The sequence below is a fragment of the Enterobacter sp. 5-4 genome (assembly GCF_000612205.1).
Taxonomy (GTDB): Bacteria; Pseudomonadota; Gammaproteobacteria; order Enterobacterales; family Enterobacteriaceae; genus Enterobacter; species Enterobacter roggenkampii.
Map to the genome: position 1 here is coordinate 66,956 of NZ_JFHW01000006.1, position 23,550 is coordinate 90,505.

General features: G+C 54.8%; 22 protein-coding genes. 12 read left to right on the forward strand and 10 right to left on the reverse strand.

Annotated elements, in window-relative coordinates; genetic code table 11:
- Positions 1-330 precede the first annotated feature (330 nt).
- The 9 genes from AA74_RS0101715 to trmL all read left to right on the forward strand — a co-directional run bounded on the left by AA74_RS0101715 (position 331) and on the right by trmL (position 10,417).
- The gene (locus tag AA74_RS0101715; RefSeq protein WP_023294817.1) at positions 331-2,238 is read left to right on the forward strand and encodes a PTS mannitol transporter subunit IICBA; all 1,908 of its coding nucleotides are present in this window, start codon (positions 331-333) and stop codon (positions 2,236-2,238) included.
- 85 nt (positions 2,239-2,323) lie between these two features.
- A complete protein-coding gene (mtlD, locus tag AA74_RS0101720; protein ID WP_084832029.1) occupies positions 2,324-3,487 on the forward strand; it encodes a mannitol-1-phosphate 5-dehydrogenase in 1,164 nt (387 codons plus the stop codon).
- Entirely contained in the window at positions 3,484-4,074 is a 591-nt protein-coding gene (gene mtlR, locus AA74_RS0101725; protein ID WP_008502725.1) for a mannitol operon repressor MtlR, read from the forward strand. The genes mtlD and mtlR overlap by 4 nt, the downstream gene beginning before the upstream one ends.
- Before the next feature lie 58 nt (positions 4,075-4,132).
- Positions 4,133-4,495: a YibL family ribosome-associated protein gene (locus tag AA74_RS0101730; RefSeq protein WP_008502724.1), complete on the forward strand. Its 363-nt coding sequence runs from the start codon at positions 4,133-4,135 to the stop codon at positions 4,493-4,495.
- Between the two features lie 271 nt (positions 4,496-4,766).
- Entirely contained in the window at positions 4,767-6,422 is a 1,656-nt protein-coding gene (gene lldP / locus AA74_RS0101735; protein WP_025910565.1) for an L-lactate permease, read from the forward strand.
- The gene (gene lldR, locus AA74_RS0101740; protein WP_025910566.1) at positions 6,419-7,192 is read left to right on the forward strand and encodes a transcriptional regulator LldR; all 774 of its coding nucleotides are present in this window, start codon (positions 6,419-6,421) and stop codon (positions 7,190-7,192) included. The genes lldP and lldR overlap by 4 nt, the downstream gene beginning before the upstream one ends.
- Positions 7,189-8,376 (forward strand): quinone-dependent L-lactate dehydrogenase, encoded by a 1,188-nt coding sequence (gene lldD / locus AA74_RS0101745; RefSeq protein WP_008502721.1) that lies wholly within the window; start codon positions 7,189-7,191, stop codon positions 8,374-8,376. The genes lldR and lldD overlap by 4 nt, the downstream gene beginning before the upstream one ends.
- Positions 8,377-8,557: 181 nt before the next feature.
- Positions 8,558-9,898 (forward strand): aromatic acid/H+ symport family MFS transporter, encoded by a 1,341-nt coding sequence (locus AA74_RS0101750; RefSeq protein WP_025910569.1) that lies wholly within the window; start codon positions 8,558-8,560, stop codon positions 9,896-9,898.
- A 45-nt stretch (positions 9,899-9,943) separates the two neighbouring features.
- Complete coding sequence (gene trmL / locus AA74_RS0101755; protein ID WP_021242431.1) at positions 9,944-10,417, forward strand: tRNA (uridine(34)/cytosine(34)/5-carboxymethylaminomethyluridine(34)-2'-O)-methyltransferase TrmL; 474 nt, start codon at positions 9,944-9,946, stop codon at positions 10,415-10,417.
- On the opposite strand, the gene cysE is transcribed toward trmL, so the two are convergent.
- The 5 genes from cysE to AA74_RS0101780 all read right to left on the reverse strand — a co-directional run bounded on the left by cysE (position 10,414) and on the right by AA74_RS0101780 (position 13,523).
- The gene (cysE, locus tag AA74_RS0101760; RefSeq protein ID WP_008502718.1) at positions 10,414-11,235 is read right to left on the reverse strand and encodes a serine O-acetyltransferase; all 822 of its coding nucleotides are present in this window, start codon (positions 11,233-11,235) and stop codon (positions 10,414-10,416) included. The genes trmL and cysE overlap by 4 nt on opposite strands.
- A gap of 74 nt (positions 11,236-11,309) precedes the next feature.
- Positions 11,310-12,329: an NAD(P)H-dependent glycerol-3-phosphate dehydrogenase gene (gene gpsA / locus AA74_RS0101765; protein ID WP_025910572.1), complete on the reverse strand. Its 1,020-nt coding sequence runs from the start codon at positions 12,327-12,329 to the stop codon at positions 11,310-11,312.
- Positions 12,329-12,796: a protein-export chaperone SecB gene (secB, locus tag AA74_RS0101770; protein ID WP_008502716.1), complete on the reverse strand. Its 468-nt coding sequence runs from the start codon at positions 12,794-12,796 to the stop codon at positions 12,329-12,331. The genes gpsA and secB overlap by 1 nt, the downstream gene beginning before the upstream one ends.
- A 32-nt stretch (positions 12,797-12,828) precedes the next feature.
- Positions 12,829-13,080, reverse strand: coding sequence for a glutaredoxin 3 (grxC, locus tag AA74_RS0101775; protein WP_008502715.1), 252 nt, complete (start codon positions 13,078-13,080; stop codon positions 12,829-12,831).
- Between the two features lie 11 nt (positions 13,081-13,091).
- Positions 13,092-13,523: a rhodanese-like domain-containing protein gene (locus AA74_RS0101780; RefSeq protein ID WP_008502714.1), complete on the reverse strand. Its 432-nt coding sequence runs from the start codon at positions 13,521-13,523 to the stop codon at positions 13,092-13,094.
- A gap of 247 nt (positions 13,524-13,770) precedes the next feature.
- Here AA74_RS0101780 and gpmM point away from each other — a divergent pair, with 247 nt between their 5' ends.
- The 3 genes from gpmM to AA74_RS0101795 are packed head-to-tail and all read left to right on the forward strand — an operon-like array spanning position 13,771 to position 17,544.
- A complete protein-coding gene (gene gpmM / locus AA74_RS0101785) occupies positions 13,771-15,315 on the forward strand; it encodes a 2,3-bisphosphoglycerate-independent phosphoglycerate mutase (protein ID WP_023294812.1) in 1,545 nt (514 codons plus the stop codon).
- Between the two features lie 33 nt (positions 15,316-15,348).
- On the forward strand, positions 15,349-16,608 hold the full coding sequence (gene envC / locus AA74_RS0101790; RefSeq protein WP_025910576.1) for a murein hydrolase activator EnvC: 1,260 nt from the start codon (positions 15,349-15,351) through the stop codon (positions 16,606-16,608).
- 3 nt (positions 16,609-16,611) lie between these two features.
- Positions 16,612-17,544, forward strand: coding sequence for a divergent polysaccharide deacetylase family protein (locus tag AA74_RS0101795; RefSeq protein ID WP_025910578.1), 933 nt, complete (start codon positions 16,612-16,614; stop codon positions 17,542-17,544).
- A gap of 33 nt (positions 17,545-17,577) precedes the next feature.
- On the opposite strand, the gene AA74_RS0101800 is transcribed toward AA74_RS0101795, so the two are convergent.
- The 5 genes from AA74_RS0101800 to tdh form a co-directional block, all read right to left on the reverse strand.
- On the reverse strand, positions 17,578-18,498 hold the full coding sequence (locus tag AA74_RS0101800; protein ID WP_240520118.1) for a capsular polysaccharide synthesis protein: 921 nt from the start codon (positions 18,496-18,498) through the stop codon (positions 17,578-17,580).
- 15 nt (positions 18,499-18,513) lie between these two features.
- The gene (locus tag AA74_RS0101805) at positions 18,514-19,362 is read right to left on the reverse strand and encodes a glycosyltransferase (RefSeq protein ID WP_025910583.1); all 849 of its coding nucleotides are present in this window, start codon (positions 19,360-19,362) and stop codon (positions 18,514-18,516) included.
- A 71-nt stretch (positions 19,363-19,433) separates the two neighbouring features.
- Entirely contained in the window at positions 19,434-20,696 is a 1,263-nt protein-coding gene (locus tag AA74_RS0101810; protein WP_309487306.1) for an O-antigen ligase family protein, read from the reverse strand.
- A gap of 63 nt (positions 20,697-20,759) precedes the next feature.
- Positions 20,760-22,340 (reverse strand): sulfatase-like hydrolase/transferase, encoded by a 1,581-nt coding sequence (locus AA74_RS0101815; RefSeq protein ID WP_025910586.1) that lies wholly within the window; start codon positions 22,338-22,340, stop codon positions 20,760-20,762.
- Positions 22,341-22,517: 177 nt separating this feature from the next.
- Positions 22,518-23,543 (reverse strand): L-threonine 3-dehydrogenase, encoded by a 1,026-nt coding sequence (gene tdh / locus AA74_RS0101820; RefSeq protein WP_021242426.1) that lies wholly within the window; start codon positions 23,541-23,543, stop codon positions 22,518-22,520.
- Between the last annotated feature and the right edge of the window lie 7 nt (positions 23,544-23,550).

Here is a 23,550-nt window from a genome sequence, read left to right on the forward strand (position 1 = left end):
GCATAAAAATATTTTGTGAAATCAGTCACAATCCAGAAACAAACACGTCATGACAAAACGTGACAGCAATCACACTAAGAGGTGGATTTTGCTTTTTTTCTCGCCATCGTATTTTTTTTGCCCACTTATTTTGTGATTGAGATCACTTCATTGACATCCCTACCCCCTGCCTTTACGTGACACGCATCACATAAATTTCCCTGTCTGGACAGTTGAACGATTCAGTGCCAGATTTCACAGCATCAGAACAGGGCCCGGCTACCTCTGCCGCCTCATTAACAATAAACCTCGGGCCATAAGCCTAAGCGTAAACAGAAGAAGGGGTGTTTTATGTCATCCGATTTCAAGATCAAAGTTCAAAGCTTTGGTCGTTTCCTCAGCAACATGGTGATGCCAAATATCGGCGCGTTTATCGCGTGGGGTATCATCACTGCATTGTTCATTCCGACAGGGTGGTTGCCTAACGAAACGCTGGCGAAACTTGTTGGCCCAATGATTACCTATCTCCTGCCGCTGCTCATCGGTTTCACCGGGGGTCGTCTGGTGGGCGGTGACCGTGGTGGCGTCGTGGGTGCCATCACAACCATGGGTGTTATCGTCGGTGCGGATATGCCGATGTTCCTCGGGGCGATGATTGCCGGTCCTCTGGGCGGTTGGGCGATTAAGAAATTCGACGTCTGGGTTGATGGTAAGATCAAATCCGGCTTCGAAATGCTGGTGAACAACTTCTCTGCGGGCATCATCGGGATGATCCTCGCCATTCTGGCGTTCCTCGGCATTGGTCCTGCGGTTGAAGTGCTGTCTAAAATTCTGGCGGCAGGCGTTAACTTCATGGTGGCGCACGAGATGCTGCCGCTGGCGTCTATCTTTGTTGAACCGGCGAAAATCCTGTTCCTGAACAACGCCATCAACCACGGTATCTTCTCGCCGCTGGGTATTCAGCAGTCTCACGATCTCGGCAAGTCCATCTTCTTCCTGATTGAAGCCAACCCGGGTCCGGGTATGGGCGTACTGCTGGCGTACATCTTCTTTGGCCGTGGCAGCGCAAAACAGTCAGCTGGCGGTGCGGCGATCATCCACTTCCTGGGCGGTATCCATGAAATTTACTTCCCATACGTGCTGATGAACCCACGTCTGATCCTGGCCGTTATCCTCGGCGGTATGACCGGCGTGTTCACGCTGAGCGTCCTGGGCGGTGGTCTGGTTTCTCCGGCCTCTCCGGGTTCTATCCTGGCGGTACTGGCGATGACGCCAAAAGGCGCTTATTTCGCGAACCTCGCAGCTATCTTTGCGGCAATGGCCGTCTCCTTCGTGGTCTCTTCTATCCTGCTGAAAACCAGCAAAGTGAAAGAAGATGATGACATCGAAGCCGCAACCCGTCGTATGCACGATATGAAAGCCGAATCCAAAGGCGCAACGCCACTGGCAGCAGGTGATGTTTCTAACGACCTGAGCCACGTGCGTAAAATCATCGTTGCCTGTGATGCCGGTATGGGTTCCAGCGCAATGGGTGCAGGCGTGCTGCGTAAGAAAGTGCAGGATGCAGGCCTGACCAACATCTCCGTGACCAACAGCGCCATTAACAGCCTGCCGCCGGATGTTGACCTGGTGATCACGCACCGCGATCTGACCGAACGCGCCATGCGCCAGGTGCCGCAGGCACAGCACATTTCGCTGACCAACTTCCTCGACAGCGGCCTGTACACCAGCCTGACCGAACGTCTGGTTGCCGCGCAGCGTCACGAAGACAACGAAGTGAAAGTGCGCTCCAGCCTGCAGGACAGTTTTGACGAGAGCAACGCCCACCTGTTTAAGCTGGGTGCGGAAAACATCTTCCTCGGTCGTACCGCGGCCACCAAAGAAGACGCGATTCGCTTTGCCGGTGAGCAGCTGGTGAAAGGCGGCTACGTTCAGCCTGAATATGTCGACGCGATGCTGGAACGCGAAAAACTGACGCCAACCTATCTGGGCGAATCCATCGCGGTGCCGCACGGTACGGTTGAAGCGAAAGATCGCGTCCTGAAAACCGGCGTCGTATTCTGTCAGTACCCGCAGGGCGTGCGCTTCGGTGAAGAAGAAGATGACATCGCCCGTCTGGTAATTGGTATCGCCGCTCGCAACAACGAGCACATTCAGGTGATTACCAGCCTGACCAACGCGCTGGATGACGAAACGGTTATTGAGCGTCTGGCGAACACCACCAGCGTTGAAGAAGTTCTGGCTCTGCTTAACAAATAACGGTACTCCTCCCTCTCCCCCCGGGGAGAGGGCTAGGGTGAGGGGAAAACGTTCCTCACCCCAGCCCTCTCGGGTAAAAACATTGATGAAGGTTAACACTATGAAAGCATTACATTTTGGCGCAGGTAATATCGGTCGTGGTTTTATCGGTAAACTGCTGGCAGACGCGGGCATTACCCTGACATTCGCCGATGTGAATCAGGTCGTCCTGGATGCCCTGAATGCCCGTCATAGCTATCAGGTCCATGTGGTGGGCGAAAACGAGCAGGTTGAGACAGTATCTGGCGTCAACGCGGTCAGCAGCATCGGCGACGACGTTATTGATCTTATCGCCAGCGTCGATCTGGTCACCACCGCCGTGGGCCCGGTTGTGCTTGAGCGCATCGCCCCTGCGGTCGCGAAAGGCCTGGCAAAACGTAAAGCGCAGGGTATCGACACCCCGCTGAACATCATCGCCTGTGAAAACATGGTGCGCGGCACCACGCAGCTGAAAGGCCACGTTCTCAACGCTGTGGCAGATGAAGACAAAGCCTGGGTGGAAGCGCACGTCGGTTTTGTGGATTCCGCCGTGGACCGCATCGTTCCGCCGTCAGAATCTGCCACCAACGACCCGCTGGAAGTGACCGTGGAAACCTTCAGCGAGTGGATCGTTGATAAAACCCAGTTTAAAGGCGACTTGCCTACTATTCCGGGAATGGAATTAACCGATAACCTGATGGCATTTGTCGAACGCAAACTCTTCACGCTGAACACCGGGCATGCTATAACCGCGTACCTCGGAAAATTGGCCGGTCATCAGACCATTCGTGATGCGATCCTCGATGAGAAGATCCGCGCGGTGGTAAAAGGGGCAATGGAAGAGAGCGGCGCGGTGCTGATCAAACGCTACGGTTTTGATGCTGAGAAACACGCAGCATACATCCAGAAAATCCTCGGTCGCTTTGAAAACCCGTATCTGAAAGATGACGTTGAGCGCGTGGGCCGCCAGCCGCTGCGTAAGCTGAGCGCGGGCGACCGCCTGATTAAGCCGCTGCTGGGCACGCTGGAATACGGTCTGCCGCACGCCAACCTGGTGAAAGGAATTGCCGCCGCGATGCACTACCGCAGCGAGCAGGACCCGCAGGCGCAGGAACTGGCTCAGCTGATTGATACCCAGGGCGCGCAGGCTGCGCTGGCGCAGATTTCCGGTCTGGACGCCAACAGCGACGTGGTTGTGGAGGCGGTTAACGCATACAACGCAACCAAATGATGCAGAATGCGGCGCAGGTAATCCTGCGCCCTGATTACAGATTGTCAGATATGCAGGCAATAATGGAACAAACCCAGGCCTTTGAAAATCGTGTGCTTGAGCGTCTGAATGCTGGCAAAACCGTACGAAGCTTCCTGATTGCCGCCGTCGAGCTGTTAACCGAGGCGGTGAATATCCTGGTGCTTCAGGTGTTTCGCAAAGACGACTACGCGGTAAAATATGCTGTAGAACCGTTACTGGACGGAGACGGACCGCTGGGCGATCTATCCGTGCGTCTGAAGCTGATTTATGGTCTTGGCGTGCTGAACCGACAAGAGTATGAAGATGCGGAGCTGCTAATGGCGTTGCGCGAAGAACTCAACCATGACGGTAACGAATACACCTTTACCGACGATGAGATCCTGGGGCCGTTCGGCGAGCTGCACTGCGTCACCGCGCTTCCTCCGGCACCGCAGTTTGATAACAGCGACCCGGAGCTCTACGCGATGCAAAAGCTGCGTTATCAACAGGTTGTCCGTTCTACGATGGTCCTTTCCCTGACTGAGCTGATTTCCCGAATCAGCTTAAAAAAAGCGTTTCAGAAGTAAGCCTGCTCACATTGGTGTATCCTTCCCTGTAAATTCCCCGTTTTTAGAGTTATTTGTCATGAAAGAAGTCGAAAAGAACGAAATTAAACGCCTGAGCGACCGCCTGGATCTCATCCGCCACCAGATGGCGGGCCTGTCGCTGGTCGACTCCGCCGAGAAGTACGCCGAGCTTGAGAAAGAGACCGCGAAGCTGGAAGCGGAGATCGAGCGCCTGCGCGAGGTCAAAGGCCAGAAGCTGAGCAAAGAAGCGCAGAAGCTGATGAACATGCCGCACCGCCGTGCGATCACCAAAAAAGAGCAGGCCGACATGGGCAAGCTGAAGAAAAGCGTCCGTGGTCTGGTGGTGGTTCACCCGATGACCGAGCTTGGCCGCGAAATGGGCCTGAAAGAGATGACGGGTTTTTGTAAGACGGCGTTCTGATTTCATGCCGGGTGGCGCTGCGCTTACCCGGCCTACTCTTTTCCCCTTCGCGTGAATTGGTCCAACCAATAGCGCAATCAATCCTCCCCCGGTTCACAATTCCATTATTTCCGCTCACAAAACCATTGCTAGCTCATAACATCTGGTTAACCATTCATTGTCATTAACCCTACAACACAACATTGGCAGGACCACTTTTACACAGACTGTGACGCAGAGATGAGCGGAGACTCACCCGCAGCGCAGGCTGTCTGGTCCCCAGGAGACCTGCATGAGCCTCTGGCAACAAAACTACGACCCGGCCGGAAATATCTGGCTGTCGAGCCTGATCGCATCGCTGCCGATCCTGTTCTTCTTCTTTGCGCTGATTAAGCTCAAGCTGAAGGGCTACCTTGCCGCGACGTACACCGTCGCCATCGCCCTGATGGTGGCGCTGTTCTTCTACAAGATGCCGGTCGATCGCGCACTGGCCTCCGTCGTCTACGGTTTCTTCTACGGCCTGTGGCCGATTGCGTGGATCATCATCGCGGCGGTCTTCGTCTATAAAATCTCGGTGAAAACCGGGCAGTTCGACATCATCCGCTCGTCGATTCTCTCCATCACGCCGGACCAGCGCCTGCAGATGCTGATTGTCGGCTTCTCCTTCGGGGCGTTTCTGGAAGGCGCGGCAGGCTTTGGCGCACCGGTGGCGATCACCGCCGCGCTGCTGGTGGGGCTGGGCTTTAACCCGCTGTATGCCGCGGGCCTGTGCCTGATTGTGAACACCGCGCCGGTGGCGTTTGGCGCGATGGGTATTCCGATTCTGGTGGCGGGCCAGGTGACCGGTCTGGACAGCTTTGAGATTGGCCAGATGGTTGGCCGCCAGCTGCCGTTCCTGACCATTATCGTCCTCTTCTGGATCATGGCGATTATGGACGGCTGGCGCGGCGTGAAGGAGACCTGGCCTGCGGTGATGGTGGCGGGCGGTTCGTTCGCGATTGCCCAGTACCTCAGCTCGAACTTCCTTGGCCCGGAGCTGCCGGACATCATCTCTTCGCTGGTGTCGCTGGTCTGCCTGACGCTGTTCCTGAAACGCTGGCAGCCGGTTCGTATTTTCCGCTTCGCCGACATGGGCGCTTCGCAGGTCGATCAAACGCTGGCCCGCACCGGCTACACCGCAGGCCAGGTGATCCGCGCCTGGTCGCCGTTCCTGTTCCTGACCGCCACGGTTACGCTGTGGAGCATCCCGCCGTTTAAAGCCCTGTTCGCCCCGGGCGGCGCGCTGTACGACATGGTCATTAACGTTTCTGTCCCGTTCCTCGACAAGATGGTCGCCCGTATGCCGCCGGTGGTGCACGCCGCCACGCCGTATGCCGCGGTCTATAAATTCGACTGGTTCTCCGCCACCGGGACCGCCATCCTGTTTGCCGCTATTCTTTCCGTGGTGTGGCTGCGCATGAAACCTGCGGCTGCGGTACAGACCTTTGCGGCGACCGTTAAAGAGCTGATGCTGCCGATTTACTCCATCGGCATGGTGCTGGCGTTCGCGTTTATCTCGAACTACTCCGGTCTGTCATCAACGCTGGCACTGGCGCTGTCCCATACCAGCCACGCCTTCACCTTCTTCTCGCCGTTCCTCGGCTGGCTGGGGGTGTTCCTGACCGGTTCCGATACCTCGTCTAACGCCCTGTTTGCCGCACTGCAGGCAACGGCGGCCCAGCAGATTGGCGTGTCGGACGTCCTGCTGGTGGCCGCAAATACCACCGGCGGCGTGACCGGGAAAATGATCTCCCCGCAGTCCATCGCCATTGCCTGTGCGGCGGTGGGACTGGTCGGTAAAGAGTCGGATCTGTTCCGCTTTACCGTGAAACACAGCCTGATATTCACCTGCATGGTCGGGGTGATCACCACCCTGCAGGCCTATGTCTTAACCTGGATGATCCCATGATAGTGATGCCCAGACGCCTGTCCGACGAGATTGCCTCTCGCGTGCGGGCGCTGATTGAAGAACAACAGCTGGAAGCGGGCATGAAGTTGCCCGCCGAACGCCAGCTCGCCGCCCAGCTTGGCGTGTCGCGCAATTCACTGCGCGAGGCGTTGGCAACGCTGGTCAGCGAAGGGGTGCTGGTAAGCCGTCGCGGCGGCGGCACCTTTGTACGCTGGCAGCATGACGACTGGTCCGAGCAAAACATCGTTCAGCCGCTGAAAACGCTGATGGAGAACGACCCGGACTACAGCTTCGACATCCTTGAAGCGCGTCACGCCATCGAAACCAGTACCGCCTGGCACGCGGCCATGCGGGCAACCGAGGCCGACAAAGAGAAACTCATCGCCTGCTTTGAGGCCACGCAAAGCAGCGACCCGGATATCGCCTCCCAGGCGGACGTGCGCTTTCACCTGGCGATTGCCGAGGCGTCGCACAACGTGGTGCTGCTCCAGACCATGCGCGGGTTCTTCGACCTGCTGCAATCCTCCGTGAAGCAGAGCCGCCAGCGGATGTATCTGGTTCCGCCGGTGTTTGCCCGGCTGACCGAACAACACGAGGCGGTGCTCAACGCCATTCTGGCCGGCGATGCCGAGGCCGCACGCAAAGCGATGATGGCGCATCTCGGTTTCGTGCACACCACGATTAAACGATTCGATGAAGACCAGGCCCGACAGGCGCGTATTACCCGTCTGCCTGGCGACAGTGATATTTCCAGGGAGAACAAAGCATGATTATTTCAGCAGCCAGTGACTATCGCGCCGCGGCGCAGCGCATTTTGCCCCCGTTCCTGTTCCACTACATTGACGGAGGGGCGTATGCCGAATACACCCTGCGCCGCAACGTGGAAGACCTGTCGGAGGTGGCGCTGCGCCAGCGCGTGCTGAAGAATATGTCTGACCTCAGCCTTGAGACGAAACTGTTCAACGAAACGCTCTCCATGCCGGTCGCGCTCGCGCCTGTCGGCTTATGCGGCATGTACGCCCGCCGTGGTGAAGTGCAGGCCGCCGCGGCGGCGGATGCCAAAGGCATTCCGTTTACCCTCTCTACCGTCTCGGTTTGTCCGATCGAAGAGGTCGCCCCGACCATCAAGCGCCCGATGTGGTTCCAGCTGTACGTCCTGCGGGATCGCGGCTTTATGCGTAACGCGCTCGAGCGCGCCAAAGCGGCGGGCTGCTCCACGCTGGTCTTTACCGTTGATATGCCGACCCCCGGCGCGCGCTACCGCGATGCCCACTCCGGCATGAGCGGCCCAAATGCGGCGCTCCGCCGCTACTGGCAGGCGGTAACGCATCCACAGTGGGCGTGGGACGTCGGCCTGAACGGTCGTCCACACGATCTGGGGAATATCTCGGCGTATCTGGGTAAACCCACCGGGCTGGAGGATTACATCGGCTGGCTGGCGAACAACTTCGATCCGTCCATCTCCTGGAAAGACCTGGAGTGGATCCGCGAATTCTGGGACGGCCCGATGGTGATCAAGGGGATCCTCGATCCGGAAGATGCCCGCGACGCGGTCCGCTTTGGCGCAGACGGGATTGTGGTCTCTAACCACGGCGGACGCCAGCTCGACGGCGTGCTCTCTTCCGCCCGCGCCCTGCCGGCCATTGCCGATGCGGTGAAAGGCGATATTGCCATCCTGGCCGACAGCGGGATCCGCAACGGGCTGGACGTGGTGCGCATGATTGCGCTGGGTGCCGACAGCGTGCTGCTGGGCCGCGCGTATCTGTACGCCCTGGCGACGGCGGGCCAGGCGGGCGTGGCGAATCTGCTTAACCTGATCGAAAAAGAGATGAAGGTAGCGATGACGCTGACCGGTGCAAAAACGATTAGCGAAATCAGCAGGGATTCTCTGGTTCAGGAGTTAAGCAAATTACCGGCAGCGCTGGCTCCGCTTGCTCAGGGAAACGCGGCCTGAATTACCCCTCGTTAACACCTCTTCTCACGCGTCCGATCTCCCCCTCGGGCGCTTTTTTACGCCAAAAATAACATCCAGATAACATATTGGATAAGAAAATTTGACATCTACCTGTCGCCCGCAATTGTATAGACAAGAAAAGACAAGAACACAAAAACAACATCACATCAGAGGGGAGCGTATGACCTATTCAGGTAAGGTGGATATTCAGCAGGTGATCGACGTTAGCCGCTTTTCAGGGTTTCACTGGCTGCTCATTGTGCTGGGCTTTCTGGTTCTGGCGATCGATGGCTTTGATACGGCGGCGATGGGCTACATCGCGCCCACGCTGTCGGCAGAATGGGGGATCCATAAGCAGGATCTGGGGCCGGTGCTGAGCGCGGCGCTGCTGGGGCTGTCGCTGGGCGCGCTGATTGCCGGTCCGGTATCGGACCGGATGGGACGCAAGCGCGTGCTGGTCTTCTCCTGCCTGTTCTTCGGCCTCGCGAGCCTGGGGACGGCCTGGGCGCAAAGCCTGAATACCCTGACGCTGTGGCGCTTCCTGACCGGCCTGGGGCTCGGTGCCGCCATGCCGAACGCCATTACGCTGATCTCCGAGTTTGCCCCCCAGCGCTGTCGCGCGATGGCGATCAATACCATGTACTGCGGCTTCCCTCTGGGTGCGGCGGGCGGCGGCGCGATCTCGTCCTGGCTGATTCCCCACCACGGCTGGCGAAGCGTGCTGCTGACCGGGGCAATTGCGCCGCTGATTTTAACGCTGCTGCTGGCGCTGCTTTTACCGGAGTCGGTGAAGTTTCTGGTGCAGCGCGGGAAAGATGTCATGCAGATCCGCCGTATCGCCAGCCGGTTCTCGCGCAGCACGCTGGAGGGCGTCACGGGCTTTTTCCTGGCGGAGGAGAAGGTCGCGTCTAAAAAAGGGAGCGTGTCGCAGCTGTTTTCCATGCCCTGGCTACCCGGCACCCTGATGCTGTGGATCACCTACTTTATGGGACTGGTGATTTATTACGTACTGCTGAGCTGGATGCCGACGCTGATGCAGGGGATGGGCTATGCCCTGGCGGAATCCGCATGGCTGACTTCGCTGTTCACCTTCGGCGGTACCGCGGGGATCCTGCTCGCGGGCTGGATGATGGACCGCTGGGAAGCGCACAGGGTGGTTGCGTGTGGTTTCGTCCTGACGATGGGCCTTATTCTGTTACTGGGCATTGAGCATAACCATATCGCCCTGTTTGGCGGGCTGATCTTCCTGATGGGGATCGCGATGAACGGTGCGCAGTCGGGCATGCAGACCCTGGCCGCCACCTTTTACCCTACCGAGTGCCGCGCGACGGGCATCGCCTGGATGCAGGGCATCGGCCGCTTTGGCGGCGTGGCGGGAACCATGACCAGCGCCCAGCTTCTTTCCATGCAGTGGCAGGCAGACAGTATTTTAATGATCCTCAGCGTGCCCGCTCTGGTGGCCGCTGCGGCAATCGTCTACAAAATGCTGTACAGCCGCTCGCAGGAACCCGGCGTCGCGTAGTTCCTCTCTTTTCTGCTATTCTGCCCCCGCAATTAAGGGGGCAGCATGCTTAACATCGTTTTATTCGAACCAGAAATTCCGCCGAATACCGGCAATATTATCCGCCTGTGTGCCAACACCGGTTTTCGTCTGCACATTATTGAGCCGATGGGCTTTACGTGGGACGACAAACGCCTGCGTCGCGCAGGGCTGGATTATCATGAATTTACCGCCGTTATTCGTCACCATGATTACGCCGCGTTTCTGGAAGCAGAGCAGCCGCAGCGCATGTTCGCCCTGACCACTAAAGGCACGCCAGCGCACAGCGCCGTAAGCTATCAGGCAGGTGACTATCTGATGTTTGGCCCGGAAACCCGCGGCCTGCCGGCCACGATTCTGGATGCCCTGCCCGCTGAGCAGAAAATCCGTATTCCGATGATGCCGGACAGCCGCAGCATGAACCTGTCGAACGCGGTGTCGGTGGTGGTGTATGAAGCATGGCGCCAGCTGGGATATCCGGGCGCCATTCTCAGAAGTTAAATGCCGTCACCATACTCGAAGGTATGGTGAATGCCGTTGAAGTGCTGATCCATATCCATGGACGGCTTATCGCTGTCTGGCTTACCGACGATGCGCGCCGGTACGCCAGCGGCGGTGGTGTGCGGCGGCACCGGCTGGAGCACCACGGAGCCTGCGCCGATCTTCGCGCCGCGTCCGACTTCGATATTGCCGAGGATTTTAGCACCCGCGCCAATCATCACCCCTTCACGAATTTTCGGATGGCGATCGCCGCTGGTTTTCCCGGTACCGCCCAGGGTAACCGACTGCAGGATCGAGACGTCGTCTTCAATCACCGCCGTTTCCCCGACAACGATCCCGGTGGCGTGGTCGAGCATGATCCCGCGGCCAATCTTCGCCGCCGGATGAATATCAACCTGAAACGTCACGGAAACCTGGTTTTGCAGGAAGATCGCCAGCGCGCGGCGGCCTTCATTCCATAGCCAGTGGCCGATGCGGTAAGCCTGCAGGGCGTGGAAGCCTTTCAGGTACAGCAGCGGCGTAGAATATTTATCGACCGCCGGGTCACGCGTGCGCACCGCCTGGATATCACAGGCGGCAGAGGCGATCATTTCCGGGTCAGCGGCGTAAGCCTCTTCCACCACCTCACGAATCGCAATCGCGGGCATGATCGAGGACGCCAGCTTGTTGGCGAGCATATAGCTCAGCGCGCTGCCGAGGTTTTCGTGCTTGAGTAGCGTTGCGTGGTAGAAACTGGCCAGCATAGGCTCACAGTCGGCCAGCGCCCGGGCTTCGGCTTTAATGTTATTCCAGACGATATCCAGTTCTTCACACGGCATTGCTTACTCCAGACGATAGTTAATGACCAGCCAGTTCTGCGCTGGCTGGGTCATTCAGGTGACAACGGTTCCGACTAGTTACTGCTGCGCTCGTCCTTGCGCGCACGACCTAATAAGGTCAATGCTGCCTCGCGCGCATTTTTTCCGCAATACAATACCTGATAAATTTCCTCGGTTATTGGCATTTCGACACCGAAACGGTGCGCCAACTCGCGGACTTCTTTGGTATTGCGGTAGCCTTCCACCACCTGGCCAATCTTCTCCTGCGCGCTTTTTACATCGCTGCCCTGTCCGAGCATCATGCCAAAGCGGCGGTTACGAGACTGGTTGTCGGTACAGGTCAGCACCAGATCGCCCAGGCCAGCCATCCCCATAAAGGTGGCCGGATCGGCACCCAGCGCTTCGCCCAGGCGGGACATCTCGGTCAGACCGCGGGTGATCAGCGCCGTACGGGCGTTGGCACCAAAACCAATGCCGTCGGACATCCCGGCGCCAATCGCAATCACGTTCTTCACCGCGCCGCCCAGCTGCACGCCGATAAAATCGGGGTTGCTGTAAACGCGGAAGCTCTTGCCGCAGTGCAGCAACTGCTGGAGATCGTCGGAGAAGGCCCGATCGGTGGAGGCCAGTGAAATCGCCGTCGGCAGGCCAGCGGCCAGCTCTTTGGCAAAGGTCGGGCCGGAGATGACCGCCAGCGGGATCGCATCACCCAGCGCTTCGCGGGCAACGTCCTGCAGCAGGCGTCCGGTTTCGGCTTCCAGTCCTTTCGTCGCCCAGACAACGCGCGCATCCGGGCGCATCAGCGGCTTAATCTGACGCAGCACGTCGCCAAAGACATGGCTCGGGACCACAATCAGAATGTTGCGGCTGGCCGCCAGCGCGGTCGCAAGGTCGCTTTCAAGGTGCAGGGTGTCAGGGAACGGAACGTCCGGGAGAAACGCCACGTTACAGCGGTCGCGCTGTAGCGTCGCGATATGTTTTGGGTCGTGGCCCCACAGGACCACATCGTGACCATTTCTTGCCAGCGTGATGGCAAGAGCGGTGCCGTATGAGCCGGCACCGATCACAGTCATTGACGCATTAACAGTGCTCATCAGGCATCCTGATGTTGTTCAGCACCTTCGCCAGCTTGCTGCTGCAGATAGTTCATGAACAGCGCATCAAAGTTAACTGGCGCAAGGTTCAGTTGCGGGAATGTACCGCGAGAAACCAGGCTGGTGATGCATTCACGTGCATACGGGAACAGAATGTTCGGGCAGTACGCACCCAGGCAATGCGCCATCTGGTTGCCTTCGATACCGCCGATGGAGAAGATACCGCCCTGCTGTACTTCACACAGGAAAGCAGTCTCTTCGCCCAGAGAAGCGGTCACGGTCACACGCAGTACGACTTCATACACGTCATCAGCCAGTTGGGTTGATGCGGTATCCAGATCAAGTTTAACCTCTGGCTGCCAGTCTTTCTGGAAAACGTGCGGCGCATTTGGCGCTTCAAAAGAGACATCTTTGGTGTAGATGCGCTGGATCTGGAAAATCATTTCATTATTGCTTTGTTCTGACATGGAAATACCCTTTTTAATTGTCCTAAAGTCTCTTAGCTCAGCAGCGGATCGAGTCCACCACGGGCATCGAGCGCATACAAGTCATCACAGCCGCCAATGTGCTGCGCATCAATAAAAATCTGTGGAACCGTCGTACGACCACTACGTTGGATCATCTCTTCGCGTTTAATCGCGTCACCGTCAATCGGCAGTTCCTGGAACGTGACGCCTTTGCTGTTCAGCAGCGCTTTCGCACGGTGGCAGAACGGGCACGTCGCTTTGGTGTAGATCTCAATATGGGCCATGACTGAACTCCTTATTTACCGCGTACCAAAGGAAGATTTTCCCCGCTCCAGCCGGAAATGCCTTCTTTCAGCACAGATACGTTTTCGAAGCCTGCTTTATGTAGCAGGCTGGCGGATTCCTGCGCCTGCATGCCGGTACCGTCAACAACGATAATCGGCTGGGCTTTATGCTTCTCAAGCTCGCCCACGTTGTTCGCTTTGATTTCAGCAGGCAGCAGGTTAATCGCACCTGCAATGTGCCCTTTGCGGAAATCGTCACGCTGGCGCAGATCGACCACGACAGCATCTTCTTTGTTAATCAGACGCGTCGCTTCACCACGGGTGATAACCTTAATCTTAGACGTCAGGCTCTTAAATGTGGTGAACAGCACAGCAGCCAGCAGGCCAATCCACGCGATGCTCAGAACCGGATGGCGGCTAACGAATTGCATAATTTCTTGCATGGAGGGTAACTACTCCCGACTTAGTGATTAAAAAAACCAGGACAGGAGTATACCTGTGCGTTCTGGCAAATACAGCCAGCGACCCTAACCTAATCCATTTTCTGCGGCATGCCACCTAAAAAAATGCCTCAAAATGGTCTGGCGAGTACCTTGCCCCTGCGCTTTCTTTGATCTTCTGCGGCTATTTGATCGATTCAGCTGTAGTAAAATTACGCAAATTTTGACTCTTGAGCATGAGGTTGTCGCAATGTCGGTTTCTAAAAAACCTATGGTACTGGTGATTCTGGATGGCTATGGCTACCGTGAAGACAGCCAGGATAACGCTATTTTCAACGCCAAAACCCCGGTCATGGATGCCCTGTGGGCAAAACGTCCGCATACGCTGATTGACGCGTCTGGCCTGGAAGTGGGCCTGCCGGACCGCCAGATGGGCAACTCCGAAGTCGGTCACGTTAACCTGGGCGCCGGGCGTATCGTGTATCAGGACCTGACGCGTCTGGACGTTGAAATCAAAGAACGCACCTTCTTCTCCAACCCAACGTTGTGTGGCGCGGTTGATAAAGCCGTTGCTGCTGGCAAGGCCGTTCACATCATGGGTCTGCTCTCTGCTGGCGGCGTTCACAGCCACGAAGATCACATCATGGCAATGGTTGAACTGGCCGCTGAGCGCGGTGCGGAAAAAATCTATCTGCACGCCTTCCTGGACGGTCGCGACACGCCACCACGCAGTGCGGAAGGCTCCCTGAAAGCCTTCGAAGACAAATTCGCCGCGCTGGGTAAAGGCCGCGTGGCCTCCATCATTGGTCGTTACTACGCCATGGACCGCGACAACCGCTGGGATCGCGTTGAACAGGCCTATGACCTGCTGACCCTGGCAAAAGGGGAATTCCAGTTCGCGACCGCCGTTGAAGCGCTGGAAGCGGCTTATGCACGCGATGAAAACGACGAATTCGTAAAAGCGTCCGTGATTCGCGCTGAAGGCCAGGCCGATGCCGCCATGGAAGACGGCGACGCGCTGATCTTCATGAACTTCCGCGCTGACCGCGCGCGCGAAATCACCCGTGCGTTCGTCAACAGCGACTTCGACGGTTTTGCCCGTAAGAAAGTGGTAAACATCGACTTCATCCAGCTGACCGAATACGCGGCAGACATCAAAGCGCCGTGCGCATACCCACCGGCCTCGCTGGCAAATACCTTCGGTGAGTGGATGGCGAAGAACGACAAAACGCAGCTGCGTATCTCCGAAACGGAAAAATACGCGCACGTGACCTTCTTCTTTAACGGCGGCGTTGAAGAGCCGTTCAAAGGCGAAGAACGTATTCTGATCAACTCCCCGAAAGTCGCCACCTACGATCTGCAGCCAGAAATGAGCTCTGCAGAATTGACTGAAAAATTGGTTGCGGCCATCGAGAGCGGCAAATACGACACCATCATCTGTAACTACCCGAACGGCGACATGGTCGGTCATACCGGGGTGATGGAAGCGGCAGTGAAAGCGGTTGAAGCGCTGGACCACTGCGTTGAGCAGGTGGCGAAAGCGGTTGAATCCGTTGGCGGCCAGCTGCTGATCACCGCGGATCACGGTAACGCTGAACAGATGCGCGACCCGGCGACCGGACAGGCGCACACCGCCCACACCAACCTGCCGGTTCCGCTGATTTATGTGGGTGATAAATCAGTGAAAGCCGTAGAAGGCGGCAAGCTTTCTGACATCGCGCCAACCATGTTGTCGCTGATGGGGATGCCGATCCCTGAAGAGATGACTGGTAAGCCGCTGTTCATCGTGGAATAATCGCTCCCCATGAGGGGAAAGGCGATTTTTTCAATCACATGGGTCGTGAAGCCGCTTAGGTTATCAGTCAGACCTCTGTTTTACGCCAGCGCACTCAGCGCTGGCGTATTGCTGTGCGCCGCATCCGCCCACGCGGATGACCGCGACCAGTTGAAATCCATTCAGGCCGATATCGCCGCCAAAGAGCGTGCGGTACGCCAACAGCAGCAACAGCGCGCCGCCCTGCTCGCCCAGCTTAAGCAGCAGGAAGAGGCCATCTCCGCTGCCACGCGTAAACTCCGTGAAACGCAAAACACCCTTGCCCAGTTGAATAAGCAGATCGACGAGATGAACGCGTCGATTGCCAAACTGGAGCGCCAGCGCGATGCGCAGGAGCGCAACCTTGCCGCACAGCTTGATGCCGCATTCCGCCAGGGTGAACATACCGGACTCCAGCTGATCCTCAGCGGCGAAGAGAGCCAGCGCGGCCAGCGCCTGCAGGCCTACTTTGGCTATCTGAACCAGGCGCGTCAGGAGACGATCGCGCAGCTGAAGCAGACGCGCGAAGAGGTCTCCACGCAAAAAGCCGAGCTGGAAGAGAAGCAGAGCCAGCAGCAGACGCTGCTCTACGATCAGCAGGCCCAGCAGGCAAAGCTTGAGCAGGCACGCAACGAGCGTAAGAAAACCCTGGCCGGTCTCGAGTCCTCGATTCAGGAAGGGCAGAGCCAGCTGAGCGAAATGCGCGCCAACGAATCGAAACTGCGCAACAGCATCGCCCGTGCTGAAGCCGCAGCGAAAGCGCGCGCCGAAAAAGAGGCTCGCGAGGCGCAGGCCGTTCGCGACAAGCAGCAGGAAGCCTCCCGCAAAGGGACCACCTACAAGCCAAGCGAAAGCGAACGTTCCCTGATGTCGCGTACCGGCGGCCTCGGCTCTCCTCGCGGTCAGGCTTTCTGGCCCGTTCGCGGTTCAATTCTGCATCGCTATGGCGAACAGCTGCAGGGTGAGCTACGTTGGAAAGGGATCGTTATCGGTGCGTCTGAAGGTAGCGAAGTGAAAGCCATCGCCGATGGCCGCGTGATTCTGGCCGACTGGCTGCAGGGTTACGGGCTTGTGGTAGTGGTCGAGCACGGTAAAGGCGACATGAGTCTTTACGGCTACAACCAGAGCGCGCTGGTCAGCGTCGGCACGCAGGTGCGCGCTGGCCAACCCATCGCCCTTGTGGGCAGCAGTGGCGGTCAGGGCCGCCCGTCACTCTATTTCGAAATTCGTCGTCAGGGTCAGGCGGTCAATCCACAGCCGTGGTTGGGAAGATAAGTTTTGCTTCAATTTCGTCGAATCGTTTTCTCCGTCGTCAGCGCGCTGGCGCTGGCTGCACCGGTATACGCCGGTAAGCTCGCTATCGTGATTGATGACTTCGGTTATCGCCCACATTATGAAAACCAGGTGCTGGCGATGCCGTCGGCCATCTCCGTTGCCGTCCTGCCGAATGCCCCCCACGCGCGTGAGATGGCGACCAAAGCCCACAGCAGCGGGCATCAGGTTCTCATCCACCTGCCTATGGCCCCGCTCAGCAAGCAGCCGCTGGAAAAAGATACCCTGCGCCCGGATATGAGCAGCGAGGAGATCGAGCGCATCATCCGCGACGCCTACAACAAGGTGCCGTATGCCGTAGGGCTGAACAACCATATGGGCAGCGCGATGACGTCGAGCCTGTACGGGATGCTCAAAGTGATGCAGGCGCTGGAGCGCTATAACCTCTACTTCCTCGACAGCATGACCATCGGCAACAGCCAGGCAATGCGCGCCGCTCAGGGAACGGGCGTAAAGGTGATTAAGCGCAAGGTGTTCCTGGATGATACCCAGAACGAAGCCGATATTCGCGTGCAGTTTAATCGCGCGGTACAGCTGGCCCGCCGCAATGGTTCGGCCATTGCCATCGGTCACCCCCACCCGTCTACCGTCCGCGTCCTGCAGCAAATGCTGCCGACCTTACCTTCCGATATCACGCTGGTGCGCCCGAGCGATCTGCTGAATGAGCCGCAGGTGGATAGCTCTACGCCGAATTCTGCGCAGCCCACTCCGACGGCGCCGCGTAATCCGTTCCGCGGCGTGAAGCGCTGCGTACCGAAGCAGCCGCTAGAACCGGTCTACGCGACCCGCTTCTTCTCTGTCATCGGAGACAGCATCAGTAACAGTACGCTGGTGAAATACGTCCAGCAGCAGTGGCAGGGATGGGGTAAGAAAGCCTGACGATAATAAGCCACCGTCATGGTGGCTTTTTTCTCACTTTAGTTCGAAAGTGCCATCAAGGATCAGGCTATATATTGTCGGCTGGCCGTTGTTTGAAGTACGGTAAGACCCTTTATAAGACAATTTATATATGCCTATAGGGTCTTCCATAAATTGTTTTTGTATTTCCAGTGAGAAATGCTCATTCATACTATTTTTTAGTAAAAAACGATTTTCACCGAGCACAGGTTGAGATAAAATAATTTCTCTTGAGTGGCTATCGTTTTCAAAATAATAAGAAAAGATATAATCCATTAAAAAATAGTCTATGATTTTATCATGCTTTTGCCAGTATTCTAAAAGCACATTCATTACATTACCGATTAAATAGCCATTTTTCTCGGAAACCAAAAAATAAGTTGTCCAGAAACCGTTGCTAATACTCCCAGAGCAATCTGCTGGAGTGAAACGCAAAGAACAAAATGAGGAATTGGCAAGGTAGGAAGGTAAATCATGAGCCATAAATATGGTAGAGTCAAGCCATACACCGCCATATTCATACAATAAACAGCAACGTAATAAATCAGAGAAGTGAGCTTTACCGATCAATTCAGAATTATATTTCTCAATAATCACATCAGGTAGTGTGATATAATCCGAGAAATTATCTTCAGTAATAATTATAATCTCATATCCATTTGAGTGTTTATAAACAGAGTCGACACAGTGTTTAACTAACTCAGGCGCGTTATCCAGCCCCTGGAACCAGCAGATCCAGATAATGTTTGATTGCATCGGTTCCGCTGTGTGCGAATCGTCAGGTTGAACCTTGAGATCATCAATAATGCTAAAAATCGCTTCTTTTTTCTTCCGCTCAAAATGGCAAGCAGCACGCTGAAAAAGAGAAAAACCCGTTTTGTTGTGCCAGCGCCGGGTTTTCTTGATGAGCTTATTCGTTGCATTGAGATTCATCATTTCACCTAATTAAATTCAGAATAGCTCTTTTAGCGTACGGCGAAACAGTTTCATTTTTAATTTAGCGTCTTTTTTACGCCCGCGTAATAAGAAATTCATGCGCGATGATGTAAAGCCACGAAACGACATAAGTTGGAATAAATTATTACTGCGGGTCACTTCAGACATGTGCCGACGGTATTTAAAATAGAGTTTCCGATACGCATTGTATTTTTTAACCTGCGACGTAATCCGATCGCTCCCGTGTTCAGCATCCACCATCGCAGTACTGAAACTGTATTTGATTCCTGGACCATACTTCAGAATTAATTTAATCCACACATCGCGATCTTGCTGCTGTTTAATTTCAGGGGAAAATCCGCCTACGCCTAACAGTTTTTCTTTTGTGGTCAATACCTGATTGCCAACCACGTTTTCACACAGAATATCCTGCAGCTCAATGATTCGTTTGTCATCAGTTTCCGGATAGGTACGGTGGGTTTTGTCCAACCTGGCGGGCGTGTCCGTCACGAAAGCATACTTATCATCATACCGCTCAGCGAGCTTCTTCAAACGCTCTGGCAGGAAATAATCGTCGTCATCAAGCCCCGTTACAAACACGCCGTGCGAAAGCGCATAGCCCCGGTTACGGCTGAAGTTAGAACCGCTGTTCTTTTCGTTACGCTCGTAGACGAAATGTACAAAGCGCGCCTCACACTCAGCGCGCATACGCTCGATAAGTTGAGGGGTTTTCTCATTGGAGCAGTCATCAACAATAACCAATTCTACTGCGGGATATGTCTGAGCAATAACTGAACGAATTGCGCGTTCCAGCAACGCCTCTCTGTTGTAGGTGGTGATGATGACTGAAATCAGTTCGTTCATGGGATACTCGTCTGGTAAAAGGTATTTCTCCCTCGGAAGAATACCTTTTTCCCGAGGGAGAATCAAAACGGTTACTTAATGACAGTACGATGTTTGTTTTGTTCCAGGAAAACAATCGACATTATCAGCGTCAACATCCACGCAACAGGGGTTGTTTTAGAATAGAACATCACACCACCTACGCCGAACATAACAATCGAAACCAGGAACGCGAAAAGTATAATACTTTTACGTTTACGTAATGCATACCAGCCAAGCGATATCACAAACAGAATATAAAGAAGAACGCCTGAAGGTCCTTTCACTGAAAGCGTTTCGACGATTTCATTATGAAGATGACCGCGGATGTGATCCAGCGCGCCTGACAAGCTTGGGTCTTTATTAACCTCGGCAATTATCTTTGCGTTTCGCTCATCTGTCGACTGCCATAAATAATTATTTTTAGACGCAGCTAATCCCGTTTTCCACATAGCAAAACGAGCCCCAACAGAAGTGGCACTGTTCGCTTTATCATAGGAAACAATGTCATTGTTAAAGTCGTTATAACGCTTTATCAGGCTGTCTTTCATCATAAATGCACCAGCCAGCAACGCGATCAGGAAAACCACAACTCCCTTCCATGGGATATGCTTTTCCTTGTAGAACTTCACTACCAGCAATGCGAAGAAAATAATCGGATAGGTCAGAATGGCTGCTCGAGTTTCTGTCGCCACCAGTACCAGGAAAGTGATAAAAAAATGCCCGAGTACAAACAACTCTTTCCATCTACTTAAACTGTGCTGAAGCACCAGAATCGTGTAGAACGAAATAAATGAAATGGTATAAGCGGCCCCTGTCGCATCCGCCCCACCGGCAAGAGAAAACGTAACCCTTTGGTTACCAAGAAAAATATTTTGGTATCCTGCATAGACAATAATCATCACCTGCAGCGTGATGACCAGCAACATATGGATTTTATTGCTGCCGATTTTGAATTGCTCTCTGCTCACAAGCATGAAGATGGAGAATGCCCCGAAAAGGCAGATTTTCCCGACTTCCAGATAGGCGCGATACGAGTTGATCGCCTCACTGTCAACCTTATACATCCGGTACCAGGCCAAATCGCAAATTCCAATAGCCAGCAGGACCAGACAAAGCCAGAATGCATCGTTCTTTCTGAAGTTTTTAATATCCAATAAGAAAATAACGAATGCTGTCACACCCGCCAGGCCCAAAATTTTGGCGGATAAGTTAGGTGAAACAACGACGCAACCAAAAGCTAAAGCACACAGTCCGAAGAGTAGCTGCAGCAATACAAACTGGACCTTATCTCGTTCTACATTAATCATCATCATTCCATTTACTATAAAGGCAAAGCAGACTAGCACGCTGCTAAAGGCAAGTTTATCGCACCTGTGTTAACGAATATTACGCCAGTCATAGGACTTCCCGGTCGTGTCCAGCACAGTAACGTCCTTATTATAACCAGCGAGCCAGGACTGTACCGACTGAACAGTCTCCCCCTGGCGATGGATTCCAAGCCACAGCTCTGCCAGCGTATTAATATCATCAGCTGACCACACGGTATTGTAATCTCCGGTGTATTGCTTGCTAGAATCCACCTGATTTCCGTACCAGATAAACACGGGGATCTGCAACGCCTCGCGTGGAGGATTAACGTTCCCGTGCGAGTAAGCTACAGCACGTTTCGGATCGCGAATCAAGCCATGATCGGAGAAATACATGACGGATGAGCGCGAGTTCTCCAGCAGGCTAAAAACGTTGCCCATCACTGTGTCTGTGTATCGCACCGAATTGTCATAACAATCATCAGCTTCATTATCACCCTGCAGCACCGCCTGGCTGGCAGGGAAGCGTCGACAGGAAGGTTCGTGACTTCCGTACAAATGCAGAACAATCAGTTTCTTGCCCGGCGTTTTTAACGCATTCCGCAACAGCGGCAGAAGGTCTTCGTCGTAGCCCCCGTCAATCCACTCATGCTGTTTCGTGTTCAGGGCAATTCCGGTAATGACGTTATTATGCGCCCCTCCTTTACCCTGACGACTAAACCAGTACGTATCATATCCCGCTTTGTTAGCGATATTGATGACGTTATCGCCATACTTACGAGGATCTCGTGCATTCACAGTATCGGCGGTCAACGCCAGCGGAACCGCCATAATCGTGACCGGAGCAGGCGTTACAGCATTACGGAACAATAATAGCTGCGATTTTTGCTTCTCCAGCTCCGGTGTCGTATCTCGAGGATAACCATAGATACCCATATTTGCCGTGCGCTCAGACTCACCAATAATCAATACATAGTTTTCGATGCCAGTATCGGATAGCGTGATTTTATAATCAGGAATGTTATTACCGATATTGGCCACCACGGCATTATCTTCGATGGCCTGCATAAAGACTTTAGACGTGCTGACAGGTGTTGCCTGAACCACGCGCTGCGCCAGGCTTTCTACGCTGCTTTTCCTGAGTTGATGCTGCAAGGCCTGACCATAAAAACTCAGCAGCGTGACGGCAAGCGCAATGGCGGGCCAGCGACGAAAACGCGGCGCGACAGGCCATTTCCCGGTATTGGCGGTAAAAATGAAAAACGCCGAGAGGGCGATAAAAATCAGGCAATCGCGCCAGTACAAACCGAGCATCGAACTTGCTTCACCCGGTGTCGTATTAAGTACGCTTAGCGCAAACCCATAGCTAAACGCAGAATTGAAATTACTCCAGGCATATAACTGTAAAGTGATGTCTGCCGCGACTGGAATTAATAAAATAATCGCAAGTACATTTCTGAATATTTTATTGTTTATACATTTTAAAGACAGCAATATCAGTGCGAAAACCAGCGTACGGTTAATTACCGCATTATATTTAGCATGTATAATATTAACGCCAATGACTATTAGCAGGGAAATAAAGAAAGTTAAGAAAGCGGTAAATCGCGAAGGTGTCTCAACCAACTTCTGTGGAAATAGTGTGGACATAATGACCTAATTAGCCTGGCAGAATCTTTCCTGACGCAATCATTTTAACTACTTGAATGAACGTGTGGAGAAGACGGAATGGAGAAAATTTCGCCAAAAGTTAACAAGTAACCTCTGGAAAGTCAAACCGCTAAGAAAGAGCGCTGGCACCCGAAAAAGTGGTGCCAGCAGGCAGATTTAATCCCAGCTCAGAATCACTTTCCCTGACTGGCCGGAACGCATCGCGTCAAAGCCCTGCTGGAACTCATCGATGGAGAAACGGTGAGTAATAATCGGGGACAGATCCAGACCGGACTGAATCAACGCCGCCATCTTGTACCAGGTCTCGAACATCTCACGACCATAGATACCCTTGATGAACAGCCCCTTGAAGATGACTTTGTTCCAGTCGATGGACATATCCGACGGCGGGATACCCAGCATCGCGATACGGCCACCGTGGTTCATGGTGTCGAGCATGGTGCGGAACGCCGGTGGCGCACCGGACATCTCCAGACCCACGTCAAAGCCCTCGGTCATGCCCAGCTCTTCCATCACGTCGGTCAGGCTCTCTTTCGAGACATCCACCGCGCGGGTGACGCCCATTTTGCGCGCCAGCGACAGGCGGTATTCGTTCACGTCGGTGATCACGACGTTGCGCGCACCTACATGCTTCGCCACGGCTGCCGCCATAATGCCGATGGGGCCCGCGCCGGAGACCAGCACGTCTTCACCGACCAGATCGAAGGAGAGCGCCGTGTGCACGGCGTTGCCGAACGGATCGAAGATGGAGGCCAGATCGTCAGAAATATTGTCCGGGATTTTGAAGGCGTTAAAGGCCGGGATCACCAGGTATTCCGCAAAGCAGCCCGGACGGTTCACGCCCACGCCGATGGTATTGCGGCACAGGTGCGTACGCCCGCCGCGGCAGTTACGGCAGTGGCCGCAGGTAATGTGACCTTCACCGGAGACGCGGTCGCCGATTTTGAAGCCTTTCACTTCCTGGCCGATACCCACCACTTCACCGACATATTCGTGACCGACAACCATCGGTACAGGAATGGTTTTCTGCGACCACTGGTCCCAGTTGTAGATGTGAACGTCAGTACCGCAGATAGCCGTTTTACGAATTTTGATCAGCAGATCGTTATGACCGACTTCCGGTTCCGGCACGTCGGTCATCCAAATCCCTTCTTCCGCTTTCAGTTTGGATAACGCTTTCATCACACGT

Excerpts from the sequence above, each read along its gene's own strand:
- AA74_RS0101715 (WP_023294817.1), top strand. The coding sequence starts at position 331 with ATGTCATCCGATTTCAAGATCAAAGTTCAAAGCTTTGGTCGTTTCCTC.
- mtlD (WP_084832029.1), top strand. The coding sequence starts at position 2,324 with ATGAAGGTTAACACTATGAAAGCATTACATTTTGGCGCAGGTAATATC.
- mtlR (WP_008502725.1), top strand. The coding sequence starts at position 3,484 with ATGATGCAGAATGCGGCGCAGGTAATCCTGCGCCCTGATTACAGATTG.
- AA74_RS0101730 (WP_008502724.1), top strand. The coding sequence starts at position 4,133 with ATGAAAGAAGTCGAAAAGAACGAAATTAAACGCCTGAGCGACCGCCTG.
- lldP (WP_025910565.1), top strand. The coding sequence starts at position 4,767 with ATGAGCCTCTGGCAACAAAACTACGACCCGGCCGGAAATATCTGGCTG.
- lldR (WP_025910566.1), top strand. The coding sequence starts at position 6,419 with ATGATAGTGATGCCCAGACGCCTGTCCGACGAGATTGCCTCTCGCGTG.
- lldD (WP_008502721.1), top strand. The coding sequence starts at position 7,189 with ATGATTATTTCAGCAGCCAGTGACTATCGCGCCGCGGCGCAGCGCATT.
- AA74_RS0101750 (WP_025910569.1), top strand. The coding sequence starts at position 8,558 with ATGACCTATTCAGGTAAGGTGGATATTCAGCAGGTGATCGACGTTAGC.
- trmL (WP_021242431.1), top strand. The coding sequence starts at position 9,944 with ATGCTTAACATCGTTTTATTCGAACCAGAAATTCCGCCGAATACCGGC.
- cysE (WP_008502718.1), bottom strand. The coding sequence starts at position 11,235 with ATGCCGTGTGAAGAACTGGATATCGTCTGGAATAACATTAAAGCCGAA.
- gpsA (WP_025910572.1), bottom strand. The coding sequence starts at position 12,329 with ATGAGCACTGTTAATGCGTCAATGACTGTGATCGGTGCCGGCTCATAC.
- secB (WP_008502716.1), bottom strand. The coding sequence starts at position 12,796 with ATGTCAGAACAAAGCAATAATGAAATGATTTTCCAGATCCAGCGCATC.
- grxC (WP_008502715.1), bottom strand. The coding sequence starts at position 13,080 with ATGGCCCATATTGAGATCTACACCAAAGCGACGTGCCCGTTCTGCCAC.
- AA74_RS0101780 (WP_008502714.1), bottom strand. The coding sequence starts at position 13,523 with ATGCAAGAAATTATGCAATTCGTTAGCCGCCATCCGGTTCTGAGCATC.
- gpmM (WP_023294812.1), top strand. The coding sequence starts at position 13,771 with ATGTCGGTTTCTAAAAAACCTATGGTACTGGTGATTCTGGATGGCTAT.
- AA74_RS0101800 (WP_240520118.1), bottom strand. The coding sequence starts at position 18,498 with ATGATGAATCTCAATGCAACGAATAAGCTCATCAAGAAAACCCGGCGC.
- AA74_RS0101805 (WP_025910583.1), bottom strand. The coding sequence starts at position 19,362 with ATGAACGAACTGATTTCAGTCATCATCACCACCTACAACAGAGAGGCG.
- AA74_RS0101810 (WP_309487306.1), bottom strand. The coding sequence starts at position 20,696 with ATGATGATGATTAATGTAGAACGAGATAAGGTCCAGTTTGTATTGCTG.
- AA74_RS0101815 (WP_025910586.1), bottom strand. The coding sequence starts at position 22,340 with ATGTCCACACTATTTCCACAGAAGTTGGTTGAGACACCTTCGCGATTT.
- tdh (WP_021242426.1), bottom strand. The coding sequence starts at position 23,543 with ATGAAAGCGTTATCCAAACTGAAAGCGGAAGAAGGGATTTGGATGACC.